17 protein-coding genes are annotated in these 17,343 nt (G+C 74.5%); 3 read left to right on the forward strand and 14 right to left on the reverse strand.

Annotation, left to right across the window (positions count from 1 at the left end):
- Positions 1-12: 12 nt before the first annotated feature.
- From pyrF to pyrR, 6 genes are read right to left on the reverse strand one after another with little or no spacing between them, the layout of a single operon-like run.
- Complete coding sequence (pyrF, locus tag I4I82_RS32195; protein ID WP_218590514.1) at positions 13-822, reverse strand: orotidine-5'-phosphate decarboxylase; 810 nt, start codon at positions 820-822, stop codon at positions 13-15.
- Positions 819-4,130, reverse strand: a complete 3,312-nt coding sequence (carB, locus tag I4I82_RS32200; protein WP_218590515.1) for a carbamoyl-phosphate synthase large subunit — start codon at positions 4,128-4,130, stop codon at positions 819-821. Before carB ends, pyrF begins: the two co-directional genes overlap by 4 nt.
- On the reverse strand, positions 4,130-5,239 hold the full coding sequence (gene carA / locus I4I82_RS32205; protein ID WP_218590516.1) for a glutamine-hydrolyzing carbamoyl-phosphate synthase small subunit: 1,110 nt from the start codon (positions 5,237-5,239) through the stop codon (positions 4,130-4,132). Before carA ends, carB begins: the two co-directional genes overlap by 1 nt.
- A complete protein-coding gene (locus I4I82_RS32210; RefSeq protein WP_218590517.1) occupies positions 5,236-6,558 on the reverse strand; it encodes a dihydroorotase in 1,323 nt (440 codons plus the stop codon). The genes carA and I4I82_RS32210 overlap by 4 nt, the downstream gene beginning before the upstream one ends.
- A complete protein-coding gene (locus tag I4I82_RS32215; RefSeq protein ID WP_218590518.1) occupies positions 6,555-7,508 on the reverse strand; it encodes an aspartate carbamoyltransferase catalytic subunit in 954 nt (317 codons plus the stop codon). Before I4I82_RS32215 ends, I4I82_RS32210 begins: the two co-directional genes overlap by 4 nt.
- Entirely contained in the window at positions 7,505-8,128 is a 624-nt protein-coding gene (pyrR, locus tag I4I82_RS32220) for a bifunctional pyr operon transcriptional regulator/uracil phosphoribosyltransferase PyrR (protein ID WP_275948783.1), read from the reverse strand. The genes I4I82_RS32215 and pyrR overlap by 4 nt, the downstream gene beginning before the upstream one ends.
- Positions 8,129-8,620: 492 nt before the next feature.
- Here pyrR and bldD point away from each other — a divergent pair, with 492 nt between their 5' ends.
- Complete coding sequence (bldD, locus tag I4I82_RS32225; RefSeq protein WP_172162172.1) at positions 8,621-9,103, forward strand: transcriptional regulator BldD; 483 nt, start codon at positions 8,621-8,623, stop codon at positions 9,101-9,103.
- Between the two features lie 95 nt (positions 9,104-9,198).
- On the opposite strand, the gene I4I82_RS32230 is transcribed toward bldD, so the two are convergent.
- From I4I82_RS32230 to I4I82_RS32245, 4 genes are all read right to left on the reverse strand, one after another.
- On the reverse strand, positions 9,199-10,371 hold the full coding sequence (locus I4I82_RS32230) for an MFS transporter (protein ID WP_218590519.1): 1,173 nt from the start codon (positions 10,369-10,371) through the stop codon (positions 9,199-9,201).
- A gap of 149 nt (positions 10,372-10,520) precedes the next feature.
- Positions 10,521-10,940 (reverse strand): transcription antitermination factor NusB, encoded by a 420-nt coding sequence (gene nusB / locus I4I82_RS32235; RefSeq protein WP_218590525.1) that lies wholly within the window; start codon positions 10,938-10,940, stop codon positions 10,521-10,523.
- A gap of 19 nt (positions 10,941-10,959) precedes the next feature.
- Positions 10,960-11,523 carry an elongation factor P gene (gene efp / locus I4I82_RS32240; protein WP_172162168.1) on the reverse strand — a complete coding sequence of 188 codons (564 nt, stop codon included), beginning with the start codon at positions 11,521-11,523 and terminating at the stop codon, positions 10,960-10,962.
- Between the two features lie 117 nt (positions 11,524-11,640).
- Positions 11,641-12,717, reverse strand: coding sequence for a M24 family metallopeptidase (locus I4I82_RS32245; RefSeq protein WP_218596348.1), 1,077 nt, complete (start codon positions 12,715-12,717; stop codon positions 11,641-11,643).
- Between the two features lie 56 nt (positions 12,718-12,773).
- On the opposite strand from I4I82_RS32245, the gene I4I82_RS32250 reads away from it, so the two are divergent.
- Positions 12,774-12,995, forward strand: coding sequence for a DUF6458 family protein (locus I4I82_RS32250; protein WP_218594799.1), 222 nt, complete (start codon positions 12,774-12,776; stop codon positions 12,993-12,995).
- Positions 12,996-13,023: 28 nt separating this feature from the next.
- Here I4I82_RS32250 and aroQ read toward each other — a convergent pair whose 3' ends face one another.
- From aroQ to I4I82_RS32265, 3 genes are all read right to left on the reverse strand, one after another.
- Positions 13,024-13,455 (reverse strand): type II 3-dehydroquinate dehydratase, encoded by a 432-nt coding sequence (gene aroQ, locus I4I82_RS32255; protein WP_218594801.1) that lies wholly within the window; start codon positions 13,453-13,455, stop codon positions 13,024-13,026.
- Between the two features lie 14 nt (positions 13,456-13,469).
- Positions 13,470-14,543 carry a 3-dehydroquinate synthase gene (aroB, locus tag I4I82_RS32260; protein WP_218594798.1) on the reverse strand — a complete coding sequence of 358 codons (1,074 nt, stop codon included), beginning with the start codon at positions 14,541-14,543 and terminating at the stop codon, positions 13,470-13,472.
- A 90-nt stretch (positions 14,544-14,633) separates the two neighbouring features.
- Positions 14,634-15,266: a shikimate kinase gene (locus I4I82_RS32265; RefSeq protein WP_218596349.1), complete on the reverse strand. Its 633-nt coding sequence runs from the start codon at positions 15,264-15,266 to the stop codon at positions 14,634-14,636.
- Positions 15,267-15,585: 319 nt separating this feature from the next.
- On the opposite strand from I4I82_RS32265, the gene I4I82_RS32270 reads away from it, so the two are divergent.
- Positions 15,586-15,855 (forward strand): hypothetical protein, encoded by a 270-nt coding sequence (locus I4I82_RS32270; protein WP_218596350.1) that lies wholly within the window; start codon positions 15,586-15,588, stop codon positions 15,853-15,855.
- Positions 15,856-16,153: 298 nt separating this feature from the next.
- Here the strand turns inward: I4I82_RS32270 and aroC are convergent, their stop codons facing one another.
- A complete protein-coding gene (gene aroC, locus I4I82_RS32275; RefSeq protein ID WP_218596351.1) occupies positions 16,154-17,326 on the reverse strand; it encodes a chorismate synthase in 1,173 nt (390 codons plus the stop codon).
- Between the last annotated feature and the right edge of the window lie 17 nt (positions 17,327-17,343).

Below are 17,343 nucleotides of genomic sequence, written 5' to 3' on the forward strand. Positions count from 1 at the left end.
GCCGCGGAACGCTCAGGCGAGCTCGTCCCGCAGCGCCTCCGCCGCCCCCCGCACCCCGGCCGCGTCCGGACCCGCCGCCAGCACCGACCGCGACGCCGCCGGCAGGACGACCCCGCGCACCCCGGCGAACCGGGCGGCGATGTCGGCCGGGCCCGCGCCCTGCGCCCCCAGGCCGGGGGCCAGGACGGGGCCGTGGAGCGCGCCCAGGTCCAGGCCGTGCTCCGTCGTCGCGCCGACGACCACCCCGACCGAGCCCAGCGGATCGGCGCCGGCGTTGCGCTCCGCCGCGCCGTCGACCATCCCCTGGGCCACGCTGCGCCCGTCGAGCGTGGCGAGCTGGACCCCGGCGCCCTCCGGGTTCGAGGTCCGCGCGAGCACGAACACCCCGCGCCCGGCCGCGTCGGCCGCGGCCAGGGCCGGGTCGAGGGAGCCGAAGCCGAGGTAGGGCGAGAGCGTCACGGCGTCGGCGCCGAGCGGGGCGCCCGGGGCGAGGTAGGCGTCGGCGTAGCCGCCCATCGTGGAGCCGATGTCGCCGCGTTTGACGTCGAGGACGGTCAGGGTCCCGGTACCGGCGAACGCGGCCAGCACCCGCTCCAGCACCGCGACGCCGCGCGACCCGTGGCGCTCGAAGAACGCCGACTGCGGCTTGACCGCCGCCACCCTCCCGGCGAGGGCCTCGACGCAGACCGACGCGAAGCGCTCCAGGCCGTCGGCGTCGTCGGGCAGGCCCCACCGCGCGAGCAGCGGGGCGTGCGGGTCGATGCCGACGCAGAGCGGGCCGTGCTCCGCGACGGCCGCGGCGAGCCGCGCGCCGAAGGTCACGTCCGCGCCTTGAGCAGCGCCGCGTGCGCCTCCTGCAGGGAGCGCACGCCGATCTGCCCGGCCCGCATCGCCTCGATGCCCTGCACGGCGGCCGCCGCTCCCTGCACCGTCGTGATGCACGGGACGCCGCGCCCGACCGCGGCCGCGCGGATCTCGTAGCCGTCGACGCGGGGCCCGGAGTTGCCGTAGGGCGTGTTGATGATCATGTCGACCTCCCCGGCGAGGATCAGGTCGACGATCGTCTCGACCTCCTCGCTGCCCTCGAAGTGCTTGCGCACCACCGTGGTCGCGATGCCGTGGCGGCGCAGCACGTCGGCCGTGCCGCCGGTGGCCAGGATCTCGAAGCCGAGGTCGGCCAGGCGCCGGATCGGGAAGACCATGGTGCGCTTGTCGCGGTCGGCCACCGACACGAACACCCGCCCCGAGGTCGGCAGCGAGCCGTAGGCCCCGGCCTGCGACTTCGCGAACGCCGGGCCGAAGGACGCGTCGATGCCCATGACCTCGCCGGTCGACTTCATCTCCGGGCCCAGCAGCGGGTCGACCCCGCGGCCGTCCCTGGTGCGGAACCGGTTGAACGGCAGCACCGCCTCCTTGACGGCGACGGGCGCGTCGGGCGGCAGCACCCCGCCGTCCCCCTCGGCGGGCAGCAGCCCCTCGGCGCGCAGGTCGGCGATGGTGGCGCCGAGCATGATCCGCGCGGCGGCCTTGGCCAGCGGCACCGCCGTGGCCTTGGAGACGAACGGCACCGTCCGCGACGCCCGGGGGTTGGCCTCCAGCACGTAGAGCGTCTCGCCGTGCAGGGCGTACTGGACGTTGAGCAGCCCGCGCACCCCGACGCCGTGCGCGATCGCCTCGGTCGAGCGGCGGACCTCGTCGAGCACGCTGCGCCCCAGCGTGACCGGCGGCAGGGTGCAGGAGGAGTCGCCGGAGTGCACGCCGGCCTCCTCGATGTGCTCCATGACCCCGCCGATGAAGACGTCGGTGCCGTCGCACAGCGCGTCGACGTCGATCTCGATCGCGTCGTCGAGGAAGCGGTCGACGAGGACGGGGCGCGCGTCGCTGATCGTCGTGGCGCGGGAGATGTAGCCCTCCAGCGTCGCGTCGTCGTAGACGATCTCCATGCCGCGCCCGCCCAGCACGTAGGACGGCCGGACCAGCACCGGGTAGCCGATGCGGGCGGCGATCTCGCGGGCCGAGTCGAAGGTGGTGGCCATGCCGAACGCCGGCGCGGGCAGCCCGGCGCGGCGCAGCACCTCGCCGAACGCGCCGCGGTCCTCGGCCAGGTCGATCGCGGCGGCACTGGTGCCGACGACCGGCACCCCGGCCTCGGTGAGCCGGTCGGCCAGCCCGAGCGGGGTCTGCCCACCCAGCTGCACGATCACGCCCACGACGGTGCCGCTGGCCTGCTCGGCGTGCACGACCTCCAGCACGTCCTCGAACGTCAGCGGCTCGAAGTAGAGGCGGTCGGCGGTGTCGTAGTCGGTCGACACGGTCTCGGGGTTGCAGTTGACCATCACGGTCTCGAACCCGGCCTCCCGCAGCGCCATCACCGCGTGCACGCAGGAGTAGTCGAACTCGATGCCCTGCCCGATGCGGTTGGGCCCCGAGCCGAGGATCAGCACCTTGGGCCGGTCGGTCTGGCGCGCGATCTCCGACTCCGCTGCGGGGTCGGTCTCGTAGGCGCTGTAGTGGTACGGGGTGAGCGCGCGGAACTCCGCGGCGCAGGTGTCGACGGTCTTGTAGACCGGCCGCACGCCCAGGCGGTGGCGCAGCGTGCGCACCCCGGCCTCACCGGCGAGCTCGGGGCGCAGCGCCGCGATCTGGCGGTCCGACACCCCGGCGCGCTTGGCCCGGCGCAGTACCGCCGCGTCGAGCACCGGCACGTCGAGGATCTCGGAGCGCAGCTCGGTGAGCGCGAGGATCTGGTCGAGGAACCAGGGGTCGATCCCGGTCTCCGCGGCCACCTCGGCCACGCTCGCGCCTTCGCGCAGCGCGCGCTCGACCTCGTAGATCCGGCCGTCGACCGGGACGCGGATCTCCGGCTCGCCCTCGGGGTCCGGGGTGGTCCAGAAGCCGGCCGCGGTGGTCTCCATCGAGCGCAGCGCCTTGCCCAGCGCCTCCGGGAACGACCGGCCCAGCGCCATCGCCTCGCCGACGCTCTTCATCGTCGTCGTCAGCTCGGGGTCGGCACCGGGGAACTTCTCGAACGCGAACCGCGGGATCTTCACGGCCACGTAGTCGAGCGTGGGCTCGAACGCGGCGAGGGTCTCGCCGGTGATGTCGTTGCGGATCTCGTCGAGGGTGTAGCCGACGGCCAGCCGCGCGGCGATCTTCGCGATCGGGAACCCGGTGGCCTTCGACGCCAGTGCCGAGGACCGCGAGACGCGCGGGTTCATCTCGATGACGACGAGCCGCCCGGTGTCGGGCTGGATCGCGAACTGGATGTTGCAGCCGCCGGTGTCGACGCCCACCGCGCGCAGCACCTCGATGCCGACGTCGCGCATGTGCTGGTACTCGCGGTCGGTCAGCGTCATCGCCGGGGCGACGGTGATCGAGTCGCCGGTGTGCACGCCCATCGGGTCGATGTTCTCGATGGAGCAGATGACGACCACGTTGTCGTGGTGGTCACGCATGAGCTCGAGCTCGTACTCCTTCCACCCGAGCACCGACTCCTCGATGAGCACCTCGGTGACCGGCGACGCCGCGAGGCCGCCGCCCGCCAGGCGTTCGAGGTCCTCGTCGGTGTGGGCCATGCCCGAGCCGAGCCCACCCATCGTGAACGAGGGCCGGATGACGACCGGCAGCCCCAGCTCGCCGACCGCGGCGCGCACCTCGTCCATCGAGTGGCACACCGCGGAGCGCGGGACGTCACCGCCGACGGACTGCACGATCTCCTTGAACTTCAGCCGGTCCTCGCCGCGCTGGATGGAGTCGAAGTCGGCGCCGATGAGCTCGATGCCGTGCCGCTCCAGCGCGCCGTTCTCGTGCAGCGCGACCGCGGTGTTGAGCGCGGTCTGCCCGCCCAGCGTCGCCAGGATCGCGGTGATCGGGAACCCGGCGTCGCGCTCGGCCTCGATCACCTTCTCCACGTACTCGGGCGTGATCGGCTCGATGTAGGTGGCGTCGGCGAACTCGGGGTCGGTCATGATCGTCGCCGGGTTGGAGTTCACCAGCGAGACGCGGATGCCCTCCTCTCGCAGCACGCGGCACGCCTGCGTCCCCGAGTAGTCGAACTCGCACGCCTGGCCGATCACGATCGGCCCGGAGCCGATCACCATCACGTGCCGGATGTCCTCGCGCCGGGGCATCAGTCTTCTCCTGCCATGAGCGAGACGAAGCGGTCGAAGAGGTCGGCGGCGTCGTGCGGTCCGGCCGCGGCCTCGGGGTGGTACTGCACGCTGAACGCGGGGACCTCCAGCGCGGCGAGGCCCTCGACGCAGCCGTCGTTGGGGCAGGTGTGCGTGACGCGCGCGCGGCCGACGGGGGTGTCGAACTCCTCCCCCGCCTCGCCCTCGACGGCGAACCCGTGGTTCTGCGAGGTGATCGCGACCCGGCCCGTGGCGTGCTCGATCACCGGGATGTTGATGCCGCGGTGGCCGTAGGGCAGCTTGTAGGTGCCCCGGCCCAGCGCGCGGCCCAGGATCTGGTTGCCGAAGCAGATGCCGAACAGCGGGATGCGCCGCTCCAGCACCGCGCGCGTGAGCGCGACGGGGCCGTCGGCGGTGGCCGGGTCGCCGGGGCCGTTGGACAGGAAGAACCCGTCCGGCGCGAGCGCCTCGATCTCCTCGATGGTCGTCGACGCGGGCAGCACGTGGGTCTCGATCCCCCGCTGCGCCAGCATCCGCGGGGTGTTGGACTTGATGCCGACGTCCAGCGCGGCCACCCGGAACCGGGTCGGCCCCGACGCCGGCACGACGTAGGGCTCGCGCGTGGTGACGGCGCCGTAGAGGTCGGAGCCCTCCATGCGCGGGCTGTCGAGCACGCGGCGCACCAGGACGTCGTCGTCGGCCAGGTCGGGCCCGGAGAACACGCCCGCGCGCATCGCCCCGCGCTCGCGCAGGTGTCGCACCAGCGCCCGCGTGTCGACGCCCGCGACCGACACGATCCCCTGCTCCCGCAGCGCGTCGGCGAGCGAGCCGGTGGAGCGCCAGTTCGACGCCGACCGCGACGGGTCGCGCACGACGTACCCGGCGACCTGGATCCCGGCCGACTCGTCGTCCTCGCCGTTCCAGCCCGTGTTGCCGATGTGCGGCGCGGTCTGCACGACGATCTGGCGGTGGTAGGAGGGGTCGGTCAGCGTCTCCTGGTAACCGGTCATCCCGGTGGTGAAGACCGCCTCGCCGAGCCCGGTCCCGAGCGCTCCGATGGCCTCGCCCCGGAAGATCCGCCCGTCCTCGAGCACCAGTACCGCTGTCATGGGGTCACCTTCCCGTCCTGCGCCGTGATCCGTCCTCGCAGGACGGTGGCGACCACCGCACCGGGCAGCCGCATCCCCTCGTACGGGGTGTTCGACGCCCGGCTGGCGAGCGCGGCACCGCGCACCGTCCACTGGGCGTCCGGGTCGACCAGCGCGAACGTCGCCGGCTCCCCCGCAGCGATCGGGCGTCCGTGGTCGGACAGCCCGCCGATCTCCGCCGGCCGCTCCGACAGCACGCGGGCCACGCCGCGCCAGTCGAGCAGGCCGGGCTCCACCATCGTGTGCACGAGTACGGAGAACGCCGTCTGCAGCCCGAGCATGCCCGGACGTGCGGCCTGCCACTCCGTGTCCTTGTACTGCGAGGCGTGCGGGGCGTGGTCGGTGGCGACGACGTCGATGACGCCCTCGGCCAGCGCCGCGCGCATCGCCTTCGTGTCCTCCGCGGTGCGCAGCGGCGGGTTGACCTTGTTGACCGGGTCGTAGCCGCTCAGGCGCGAGTCGGTGAGCAGCAGGTGGTGCGGGGTGACCTCGGCGCTCACGCGCACCCCGGCCGCCTTGGCCGCGCGCAGCACGTCGACGGTGCGGGCCGAGGAGATGTGGCAGACGTGCAGGGCCGCACCGGCCTCGCGGGCCAGCGCGCAGTCGCGGGCGACGATCGTCTCCTCCGCGGTGGCGGGCCAGCCGGCCAGCCCGAGCCGCGACGCGACGACGCCCTCGTGGGCCTGCGCGCCGCCGGTGAGGCGGTGGTCCTCGGCGTGCTGGGCGATCACGGCGCCGAGCGCGGAGGCGTACTCCAGCGCGCGCCGCATGATCAGCGGGTCGTTGACGCACTTGCCGTCGTCGCTGAACATCCGCACCTGCGCGCGGCTGGCGGCCATCGTCCCGAGCTCGGCCATCTGCTGCCCGGCCAGTCCGACGGTGACGGCGCCGACCGGGTGGACGTCGACCAGGCCGACCTCCTGTCCGCGCCGCCACACGTGCTCGACGACGACGTCGGAGTCGGCGACGGGGTCGGTGTTGGGCATCGCGAACACGGCGGTGAACCCGCCCAGCGCGGCCGCGGCCGACCCGGTGGCGACGTCCTCGGACTCCTCGCCGCCGGGCTCGCGCAGGTGCACGTGGAGGTCGACGAAGCCGGGCAGCAGCACGTGCCCGCCGCCGTCCAACGTGGACACATCCGCGGGCGCGGTGAGCCCGGGGCCGATCTCGGCGACGACCCCGTCGCGGACGAGGACGTCGACGGCGTCGCCGCCGTAGGGGCGGACATCGGTGATGAGCAGGTCGGTCGTGCTCTGGTCGGTCGTGGTCTGGTCGGTCATTCGGGTGCTCCCGCGAGGAGGTGGTAGAGCACGGCCATGCGGACGTGGACGCCGTTGGCGACCTGCGCCAGCACGGCCGAGGACGGGCCGTCGGCGACCGCGGGCGCGATCTCCATGCCGCGCACCATCGGGCCGGGGTGCAGCACCGGGGCGTGCTCGGGCAGCAGGGCCGCACGGGCCTCGGACAGGCCGTAACCGACGGCGTACTCGCGCGCCGACGGGAAGAACGCGCCGTGCATGCGCTCGGCCTGCACGCGCAGCATCATCACCGCGTCCAGCGCGGGCAGCTCGGCGTCGAGCGAGGGGCTGACGCGGCAGGGCCACTGCTCGACGCCGACCGGCAGCAGCGTCGGCGGCGCGATGAGCACGACATCGGCGCCGAGGGTGGCCAGCAGCAGCACGTTGGACCGCGCGACGCGGCTGTGCAGCACGTCGCCGACGATCCCGATGCGGCGCCCGGCGATGGTGCCCGACCCGCGGGCGCGGAAGTGGTCGCGCAGCGTGGCCGCGTCGAGCAGCGCCTGGGTGGGGTGCTCGTGCGTGCCGTCGCCGGCGTTGACGATCGAGGTGTGGCCGCCGCCGATCTCGGAGTCCATCCAGCCGGCGAGGCGGTGCGCCGAGCCCGAGGCGGGGTGCCGCACGACGACGCAGTCCGCACCCATCGCCGAGAGCGTCAACGCGGTGTCGCGCAACGACTCCCCCTTCGACACCGACGAGCCGGAGGCGCTGACGTTGACCGTGTCGGCGCTCATCCACTTGCCCGCGATCTCGAACGACACCCGGGTGCGCGTCGAGTTCTCGTAGAACATCGTGATCACGGTGCGGCCGCGCAGCGTGGGGAGCTTGCGGACCTCGCGACCCAGCAGGGCCTGCTTGAGGCGGTCGGCGGTGTCGAGCAGGGCGGTGGCGGCGGCGGCGTCGAGGTCGGCGACCGAGAGCAGGTGCCTCACGCCGGGCCCTCCTGGTCGGTCCCGCCCTGTACGGGCCCGTCGGCACCGTCGGCGCCGCGGCGCAGCCGGACCCCGTCGACGTCGTCGGTCTCGGTCAGCAGCACCAGGATCTGCTCCTCCCGGCTGGTGGGGACGTTCTTGCCGACGTAGTCGGCGCGGACGGGGAGCTCGCGGTGGCCGCGGTCGACGAGGACCGCGAGCTGCACCGCGCGCGGGCGGCCGTGGTCGGCCAGCGCGTCGAGCGCGGCGCGGACGGTGCGGCCCGACATCAGCACGTCGTCGACGAGGACGACGAGCCGGTCCTCGAGGCCGCCGTCGGGCACCTCGGTGTCCTCCAGCGCGCGGGTCGGGCGCAGGCGCAGGTCGTCGCGGTAGAGCGTGACGTCGACCGAGCCGACGCCGGGGACGGTGCCGGAGAACTCCCCGATGGCCGCGGCCAGGCGGCGCGCCAGCACGGCGCCGCGGGTGGGGATCCCGATGAGGACGACGCCGTCGTCGCCCGCCGTCTTCTCGATGATCTGGTGCGCGATGCGCGCGATGGTGCGGGTGACGTCCGCGGCGGACAGCAGCACCCGGTCACCCGGTGCGCCCGCGACGTCCCCGCGGCGATCGATCGCCACGAGTGACTCTCCTTCCCCGCCTCACCGGACGGGCCTTAAAGGAACGGTGTGGAGGCGACCGTACCAGCGGGTCACCGCGCGGCCCGCCTCCGAAGGCCCGGGCATCGGGAGCATCACACCTGCTCCGGATGCGACCCCGTCTGCCACCCTCCGGAGTCCCATCCGTCACACGCCGATCACGCTCCGGTCACGAACTGCCCGTGACGGGTGGAGCACCCCACCGATGAAAGCCCTGGCGGCGGCGTGTCGATCAGCCATTAGGGTGGAACCGGGGCGTAACGGGCCGGGGACGGGTCCGACAACTTGACCAGACGCGACGGCGAGCGCATGATTACTCTCCGTATTGATCGACCGTTTCTCGGGCGGCCTCGGCCGCGGGGGGCACCACCCGAGACGACCTCCGGCGTTCCCGAGCGCCGGCCTCCCCGAGAACCTCAGTTCCTCCGACGCCGGCCCGCGAGGGTCGGCGCCAGTCACGAAAGGGGTCGCCGCATGGGCGACTACGCCAAGGCGCTCGGCGGGAAGCTCCGCGCCATCCGGCAGCAACAGGGTCTGTCGCTGCACGGCGTCGAGCAGAAGTCGGGCGGGCGCTGGAAGGCCGTCGTCGTGGGTTCCTACGAGCGCGGTGACCGTGCGGTCACCGTCCAGAAGCTGGCCGAGCTGGCCGACTTCTACGGCGTGCCGGTGGCCGAGCTCCTGCCCGAGGGTCGCGTGCCGTCGGGCTCCGAGCCCGCCACCAAGATCGTCATCAACCTGGAGCGGCTCCAGCAGCTCCCGGCGGACAAGGTGGGCCCGCTGGCCCGCTACGCCGCCGCCATCCAGAGCCAGCGCGGCGACTACAACGGCAAGGTGCTCAGCATCCGCGCCGAGGACCTGCGCTCGCTCGCGATCATCTACGACAAGAGCCCGGGCGAGCTGACCGACCAGCTCATCGACTGGGGCGTGCTGCCCCCGGAGGCCCGGCCCGCGACGTGACGGTCGGGTGCCTGGGGAAGGGCACCCGCACGCACGGCCGAACGGCCCTCCCGTCCACCTCGCGTGGACGGGAGGGCCGTTCGCACATCCGGGTCCTACCGCGCGACGGCGACCGGTGCGGCCCGACGCCGCGCGTACCGGATCGCGGCGACGGCCGGGACGATCCCCAGCGCCGCCAGCAGCGCCCCGGCCGCCGACGGGGCCGCCAGGCCGAGCCCGGCGGTGAGCACGAGCCCGCCCGCGGCCGCGCCGATGGCGTTGGCGAGGTTGAACGCCGACTGGATCGACGCCGACGCGAGCGCCGGGGCCTCCCCCGCCGCGTCCAGCACGACCGACTGCACCGCGGGCACGATCGCCAGCCCGGCCGCGCCGACCGCGAAGACCACCACGGGCGCGAGCACCGGCGAGCGCAGGGCGGGCACCGCGACCACGAGCACCACCGTCTGCACGGCGAGCATCGCGATGACGACGCGGCGGGGGTCGAACCGGTCGGCCAGGCGCCCGCCCGCGACCGTGCCCACCGTCATGCCCAGGCCGAACGCCGCCAGCAGCAGCGGGACCACCGCCGGGGCGAAGCCCGCGAGGTCGGTCATCATCGGCGCGATGTAGGTGTAGAAGGCGAACAGCCCGCCGCCGCCGACGACCACCGTGCTCAGCGCCAGCAGCACGACCGGGCGGCGCAGCGCCGCGAACTCGGCACCGATGCTGGGGCGGGAGGCGACCGCGTCGCGCGGCAGCGTCAGCACCATCCCGGTGACGCAGAGCAGCGCCAGCACGGTGATCAGCGCGAAGGCGAGGCGCCACCCGGCGACCCCGCCGAGCGCGGTGGCCGCGGGCACGCCGACGAGGTTGGCCAGCGTCAGCCCGAGCACCATCGACGCCACCGCCGAGGCCCGCCGGTTCGGCGCCACCAGCGACGCGGCCACCAGCGCCCCGACGCCGAAGAACGCGCCGTGCGGCAGGCCCGAGACGAACCGCGCGACCAGCAGCAGCCCGAACGTCGGTGCCACGGCCGCGAGCGCGTTGCCCGCGGCGAACAGGCCCATGAACAGCAGCAGGGCGGTGCGCCGGCGCAGTCGCACGGCCGCCGCCGTGAGCAGCGGCGCCCCGACGACGACGCCGATGGCGTAGGCCGTGACGAGGTTGCCGCCGACGGGCAGGGAGACGGACAGGTCGCCGACGATGCGGGGCAGCAGGCCCATCACGGCGAACTCGGTGAGCCCGATGGCGAACGTGCCCAGCGCCATGACGACGATCGCGAGCGGCACGGCGGCCCTCCGGGCGGTCGGCGGATACGGCAGCGGCCGACGCTACGCCGGGGGTCGAATCGATTCGACGGGGTGGGACCCAGAACACAGCCGTGAGCGGCGACCGTGGCCAGGGCCACGGTTGCCGCTCACGAGCGCGTCAGCGCAGATCAGCGCGCGGCGCGCAGCTGCTCGCCGATGTCGGCGATGCGGCCCAGGACGCCGTTGAGGAAGCGCGGGCTGTCGTCGGTGGAGAGCGTGCGGGCCAGCTCGACGGCCTCGGTGATCGCCACCGGGTCGTCGATCTCGTCGACCCACAGCAGCTCGAACACGCCGATGCGCAGCAGCGCGCGGTCGACCGCGGGCATGCGCGCCACGGTCCAGCCCTCGGCGTGCTCGGCGAGGAGCTGGTCGATGCGCTCGCGGTGCTCGACGACGCCCTCGACGAGCATCGCGGCGTACTCCGAGACGGGCGGGGCGTCGTCGGTCTCCCTGCGCTGCACCAGCACCGCGAGCGGATCGTCGCCGCGGGCCTCGGACTCGAACAGGATGTCCAGTGCCCGCTTCCGGGCCTTGGTGCGGGCTCTCAGCATGTCGGGGCTCGGGCGATCAGGAGGAGATGCGGCCGAGGTAGCGCCCGTCGCGGGTGTCCACCTTGACCTTCTCGCCGGTGGTGACGAACAGCGGCACCTGGATCTCCGCGCCGGTCTCCAGCGTGGCGGGCTTGGTGCCGCCGGTCGAGCGGTCGCCCTGCAGGCCCGGGTCGGTGTGGCTGATGACGAGCTCGACCGACGTCGGGAGCTCGACGAACAGCGGCACCGACTCGTGCAGCGCGACCATCGCGACCTGGTTCTCCAGCAGGTAGCCGGCCGCGGAGCCGACGGTGCCCTCGGGGATCGGGATCTGGTCGAACGTGTCGCCGTCCATGAAGACGAAGTCGGCGCCGTCGCGGTAGAGGAAGGTCATGTCGCGGCGGTCGACCGTGGCGGTCTCGACCTTGGTGCCGGCGTTGAAGGTCTTGTCGACGACCTTCCCGGTCATCACGTTCTTCAGCGTCGTGCGCACGAAGGCGCCACCCTTGCCGGGCTTGACGTGCTGGAACGCCGTGACCGCCCAGAGCTGGCCGTCCAGGTTGAGCACCAGGCCGTTCTTCAGGTCGTTCGTGGTGGCCACGTGAGCGGGTCTCCTGCATCGGTTCGGGGCGCGCGGCTGCCGTGCGGAGGCGCGCCGGGTGTGTCTCGCGGACGGCACCGTCCCGGCGCCGTCGTCCGCACGTGAGGGTACCCGCCCCTACAGGGGCAGCAGTTCCCTGGTGGTCGCGGTGAGCACCTCGGGCCCGCCGTCGCGGACGACGACGGTGTCCTCGATCCGGACGCCGCCGCGGCCCTCCAGGTACACCCCCGGCTCGACGGTGACCGCCATGCCGGCCGCGAGGACGCCGACGCCGGTGCGCGCCAGCAGCGGCGCCTCGTGGATCTGCAGCCCGACGCCGTGACCCAGCCCGTGCAGGAACTCCCGGCCGCGACCGGCGTCCTCGCAGACCGTGCGGGCGGCCGCGTCGACGGCGACGACGTCGGCGCCGGGGGCCAGCGCGTCGCGCCCGGCCTGCTGGGCCGCGGCCACGAGGGCGTGCAGCTCGCACTGCCAGTCGGCGGGCGGGCCGAGGACGAACGTGCGGGTCGTGTCGGAGTGGTAGCCGCCGACCAGCGCGCCGAAGTCGATCGTGACGAGGTCGCCGCGGCGCAGCACGGCGTCGGTGGGGCGGTGGTGGGGCACGGCGGAGTGCGGGCCGGCCGCGACGATCGTCCCGAACGCCGGGCCCTGCGCCCCGTGGCCGCGCATGCGGTCCTCGAGGTCGAGCGCCACATCCCGCTCGGTGCGTCCCGGGGCGATGCCGCCGGCGTCGACCAGGTCGGTCAGCGCGGCGTCGGCGGCGGCGCACGCGGCGCGCAGCGCGTCGATCTCCGCCTCGTCCTTCACCATCCGCAGGCGCTGCACGAGCCCGGGCACGCGGTGCAGCGCGGTGTCGCCGGCGGCCTCGACGAGCGCGGCGTGGGCGTCGACGGTGACGGTGTCGGACTCGAACCCCACCCGCCCCCCCGCCGCTGCGGCCACGAGGGTGCGGGCGCACGCGCGGTCCTCGACACGCTCCAGGTCGGGCACCTGCGCCGCCGACTGCGACCGGTAGCGGGCGTCGGTGCAGAAGCGGCTCCGGTCGTCGCCGTCGACGTGGACCAGCAGCGCGGCGTTGGAGCCGGTGAAGCCGGTGAGGTAGCGGATGTTGACCAGGTCGGTGACCAGCAGCGCGTCGACGTCGCGGGCGGGGAGCAGGGCGCGCAGGGCGGCGCGGCGGTCGGAGGGGGGCACCCGCCCAGCGTAGGTCGGTAGGGGTTCACCACCGCTCCGAGTGGGTACAGAGCGCCATGAGAATCGGATCGAGCATCGCCCTGATCGCGATCGGCCTGATCCTGGCCCTGGCCGTGAACATCGACGTCGAGGGGATCGACCTCGAGCTCATCGGCTGGATCCTGGCGGTCGTCGGCGTCATCGGGCTGGTGGCCAGCCTGGCGATGGCCCGCCGGGCGCGCCCCGTGGTGGCACCGCGGGCCGAGGGCTACCCGCCGGAGCGCGAACCCCGGTACTGACCATCGGGTACCGACGCGACGCGCCGCGCTACCGGGGGCGCTCGGCGATCCAGCGCAGCGCCAGGGTGTAGCCGGTGACGCCGAGGCCGACGATCACCCCGTCGGCGACGGCCGAGACGAACGAGTGGTGCCGGAACTCCTCGCGCTGGTGCACGTTCGAGATGTGCACCTCGACCAGCGGCGCGGTGAGCTGCGCGCAGGCGTCGCGCACCGCGACCGAGGTGTGCGTCCAGGCCGCGGCGTTGAGCACGACGGGCGTGCCGGCGTCGGCGGCGGCGTGCAGCCAGCCGAGCATCTCGCCCTCGTGGTCGGTCTGGCGGACCTCGACGGCCAGGCCCAGCTCCTCCCCCGTGCGCACGCACAGCGCTACGAGGTCGGCGTGGGTGGTGGCGCCGTACACATCGGGCTCGCGGGTGCCGAGGCGGCCAAGGTTGGGCCCGTTGAGGACGAGGACGTTCACGAGCCCACTCTGCTTCACCGGCACAGCTTCTCGTAGGCAGTCTCGAGCAGTTCCTGGGCCGGACCCTCCAGCCGTCCGGGGCGCGCGAGGCCGTCGAGGACGACGAACCGCAGCATCCCCGAGCGCGACTTCTTGTCGCCGCGCATCGTCTCCACCAGCTCCGGCAGCACGCCGGGCTCGTAGCGGACGGGGAGGCCGACGGACTCGAGGACCGTGCGGTGGCGGTCGGCGGTGGCGTCGTCGAGGCGCCCGGCGGCGCGGGCCAGCTCGGCGGCGAACACCAGCCCGACGCTGACGGCGCTGCCGTGGCGCCACCGGTAGTCCTCGCGGCGCTCGACGGCGTGGCCCAGCGTGTGGCCGTAGTTGAGGATCTCGCGCAGGTGCGACTCGCGCAGGTCGGCGGCCACGACGTCGGCCTTGACCTGGATGGAGCGCCGGACGAGCTCGGGCAGGACGTCGCCGGTGGGGTCGAGCGCGGCCTTCGGGTCGCGCTCCACGAGGTCGAGGATCACCGGGTCGGCGATGAAGCCGGTCTTGAGGATCTCCGCGCTGCCGGCGACGAGCTCGTCGGCGGGCAGCGTCTCCAGCGTGGCCAGGTCGACGAGCACCGCCGACGGCTCGTGGAAGGCGCCGACGAGGTTCTTGCCGGCCGCGGTGTTGATGCCGGTCTTGCCGCCGACGGCCGCGTCGACCATCGCGAGCAGCGTGGTCGGCACGTGCACGACCCGCACGCCGCGCATCCAGGCCGAGGCGACGAACCCGGCGAGGTCGGTGACGGCACCGCCGCCCAGCGACACCACGACGTCGCCGCGCGTCAGCCCGACCGAGCCGCAGACCTCCCAGCAGAACCCGGCGACGGCGAGGGTCTTGCCGTCCTCGGCGTCGGGGACCTCCACGCGGTGCGCGTCGACCCCCGCCGCGACCAGCGACGCCCGCAGCTCCTCGGCCTGGTCGGCCAGGGATGGCTGGTGCACGACGACGGCCTTCGCGGCGCCGAGCCCGGTGACGGTGCCCGCGACCTCGGCCCGCGCCCCCCGTCCGACGAGCACGGGGTAGGGCGAGGCGGTGGCGACGTCGATCCGGATCACGGGGCCAGCCTAGTGCGGGGCCCCGTCGGTCCCGGCCGCCTGTCGGTCCCGGCCGCCTGTCGGTCCCGGCCGCCCGTCGGTCCGGCCCCGTCAGTTCCGGGCGGTGTCGGGGAGCCCGGGGTTCGGGAGCAGCGCGCTCTCGTGGGGGGTAGGGACGTCGAGGGGGTCCGACGGGTCGGCGGGCGACTCGGGGGCGTCGGCCGGGATCTCCCCCAGCGCCAGCAGCACCGCGCGCGCGACCTGGTTGGCGCTGCGCCGCGCCGTGTCGACCTCCACCGTCGCGACCTCGCGGTACAGCGGTGCGCGGGCGTCGAGCAGCGCCTTGAACGTGGCCCGCGGGTTGACCCCGGCGAGCAGCGGCCGCGCCGACGACATGCCGGTGCGGCGCAGGCCGTCGGCGAGGGAGACCGTGAGGTGCACGACCCGGTGCCCGCGCAGCGCCGCCCGCGTCTCGTCGGCGAGCACGGAGCCTCCACCCAGGGCGAGCACCCCGTCGACGCCCGTCAGCGCCTCGGCGACGACCTCGCGCTCCAGCGCGCGGAACGCGGCCTCCCCGTCCTGCAGGAACATGTCGGCGATCGGCTTGCCGGCCCGCTCGACGATCAGCGCGTCGACGTCGGTGAAGCCGACGCCGAGGCGGCGGGCCAGCACCTTGCCGACGGTCGACTTGCCGGCGCCGGGCGGTCCGACGAGCACCAGCACCGGACGGAGGGGGACGGTCATCCGTCCGAGGGTAGTGACCGCGCGGGGGTGCGCGCCGGGCCGCACCGGCCGGTGACCCTCCGCGTCCGCCGCGGGCCCGCGTGGATCACCCGACCCGGTGGCGCGATAGCGTGCGGGCGCACCGGTGCAGCGCACGGTGACGAGTCCGGCCCCGTTCCGCGGGGTGATCGCACGATCGGAGAACCGGCGTGAACGACGGCGAGCGCGGCACCCCCCGCGTCCCGGTGGCCCGCCCCGCGAGCGAGCCCCGCACCTCCGCCCGGCACGCCCGCGTTCCCGCGCCCCGGCGTGCGGGGGTCGTCCGGTGCGCGGTGCCTCGGTGCGCGGTGCCTCGGTGCGGGACCGCGCGGTGAGCGCCGACGGGCCGGACCACCGGCTCCCCCCGCGCCGCGAGCAGCTGCCGCTCCCCCGCCGCGACGACCAGACCCACCTCGAGCCCCAGCTCCGGGAACGCGACGGCGCGGGGTCGGGCACGCCGTTCGAGCCGTTCGACGACGCGCAGGCCCCCGACGCCCCCGCCCCGCCGACGGGCAGCCGGGCGGCGACGTTCCGCGAGGCGATCCGGAAGGCGACGGGCCGGCCCAGCTGACCCGCTCCACCGAACTGCGCACGTCGTGGCGGTCTGCGCACGTCGGGACGTGCGCGGGAGGCCGGTGGGTGCGCAGTTGGTGGTCGGGCGCGCTGCTCGCGTTCCCGGTCCCCGCGCGTTGCGGTTCCCGCGCGCGTTCCCGGTTGCCGCGCGCCTTTCCAGGTCCCGCGCGCTCCCGGGGCCGCGCGGGAGCACGGGACGCGCGCGGGAACATCGAGCGCGCCCACGAACGACGGCCGGCCGGCACCCGGGTGCGGCCCGCGGCTCGGAGGCGACCCCGGCGAGCGTGCGGGGCGGGTCAGGCGTTGGCGGACCGGTAGGCCTCGACATTGCGGCGGGTCTCGGCGAGGGAATCGCCGCCGAACTTCTCCAGCACCGCGTCGGCCAGCACCAGCGCCACCATCGACTCCGCCACCACACCGGCGCGGGGGACGGCGCAGGCGTCGGAGCGCTGGTGGATCGCGGTGGCCTCCTCGCCGGTGGCCGTGTCGATCGTGCGCAGCGCGCGGGGGACGGTGGAGATCGGCTTCATCGCCACCCGCACCCGCACGGGCTCGCCGTTGGTCATGCCGCCCTCGATGCCGCCGGCGCGGTTGGACAGCCGCTTCACCGGGTCGCCCGGGATCATCTCGTCGTGCGCCGCGCTACCACGGCGGTGAGCCGTGCGGAAGCCGTCGCCGATCTCCACACCCTTCATCGCCTGGATGCTCATCAGGGCCCCGGCGAGGCGGCCGTCGAGGCGGCGGTCGGACTGCACGTAGGAGCCCACGCCCACCGGCATGCCGTAGGCGATCACCTCGATGACGCCGCCGAGGGTGTCGGCGTCCTCGTGGGCGGCGTCGATCTCGGCCATCATGCGGGCCGAGGTCTCCGGCGAGAGGGCGCGCACCGGGCTGGCGTCGACGCGCTCGAGGTCGCCGGGGCCGGGCACGGGGTCCTCGTCGGGGGCGTCGACCGCGCCGATGGCCACGACGTGCGACACGATCGACACGCCGAGCGCCTGGGCGAGGAACGCCTTCGCCACCGTGCCCATCACGACCTTCGCGGCCGTCTCGCGGGCGCTGGCGCGCTCCAGGACCGGGCGGGCGTCGTCGAAGCCGAACTTCGTCATCCCGGCGAGGTCGGCGTGACCGGGGCGGGGGCGGGTCAGCGGGGCGTTGCGGGCGCGCCCGGCGATGAGCTCGGGGTCGACCGGGTCGGCCGCCATGACGGTCTCCCACTTCGGCCACTCGGTGTTGGCGATCCGCACCGCCACCGGGCCGCCCTGGGTGAGGCCGTGCCGCAGGCCGCCGATCACCTCGAGCTCGTCGGCCTCGAACGCCATGCGCGGGCTGCGCCCGTGGCCGAGCTTGCGGCGCTCGAGCTCCGCACCCAGCTCCTTCGTCGTGATCCCGACACCGGCGACCATGCCCTCCAGCACGGCGACCAGCGCAGGACCGTGGGACTCCCCGGCAGTGATCCAACGCAGCACGGCGCCATTCTCTCACC

This window comes from Pseudonocardia oceani, assembly GCF_019263585.2.
In the GTDB taxonomy this organism is placed as follows: domain Bacteria; phylum Actinomycetota; class Actinomycetes; order Mycobacteriales; family Pseudonocardiaceae; genus Pseudonocardia; species Pseudonocardia oceani.

Excerpts from the sequence above, each read along its gene's own strand:
- carB (WP_218590515.1), bottom strand. The coding sequence starts at position 4,130 with ATGCCCCGGCGCGAGGACATCCGGCACGTGATGGTGATCGGCTCCGGG.
- carA (WP_218590516.1), bottom strand. The coding sequence starts at position 5,239 with ATGACAGCGGTACTGGTGCTCGAGGACGGGCGGATCTTCCGGGGCGAG.
- I4I82_RS32210 (WP_218590517.1), bottom strand. The coding sequence starts at position 6,558 with ATGACCGACCAGACCACGACCGACCAGAGCACGACCGACCTGCTCATC.
- bldD (WP_172162172.1), top strand. The coding sequence starts at position 8,621 with ATGGGCGACTACGCCAAGGCGCTCGGCGGGAAGCTCCGCGCCATCCGG.
- I4I82_RS32250 (WP_218594799.1), top strand. The coding sequence starts at position 12,774 with ATGAGAATCGGATCGAGCATCGCCCTGATCGCGATCGGCCTGATCCTG.
- I4I82_RS32265 (WP_218596349.1), bottom strand. The coding sequence starts at position 15,266 with ATGACCGTCCCCCTCCGTCCGGTGCTGGTGCTCGTCGGACCGCCCGGC.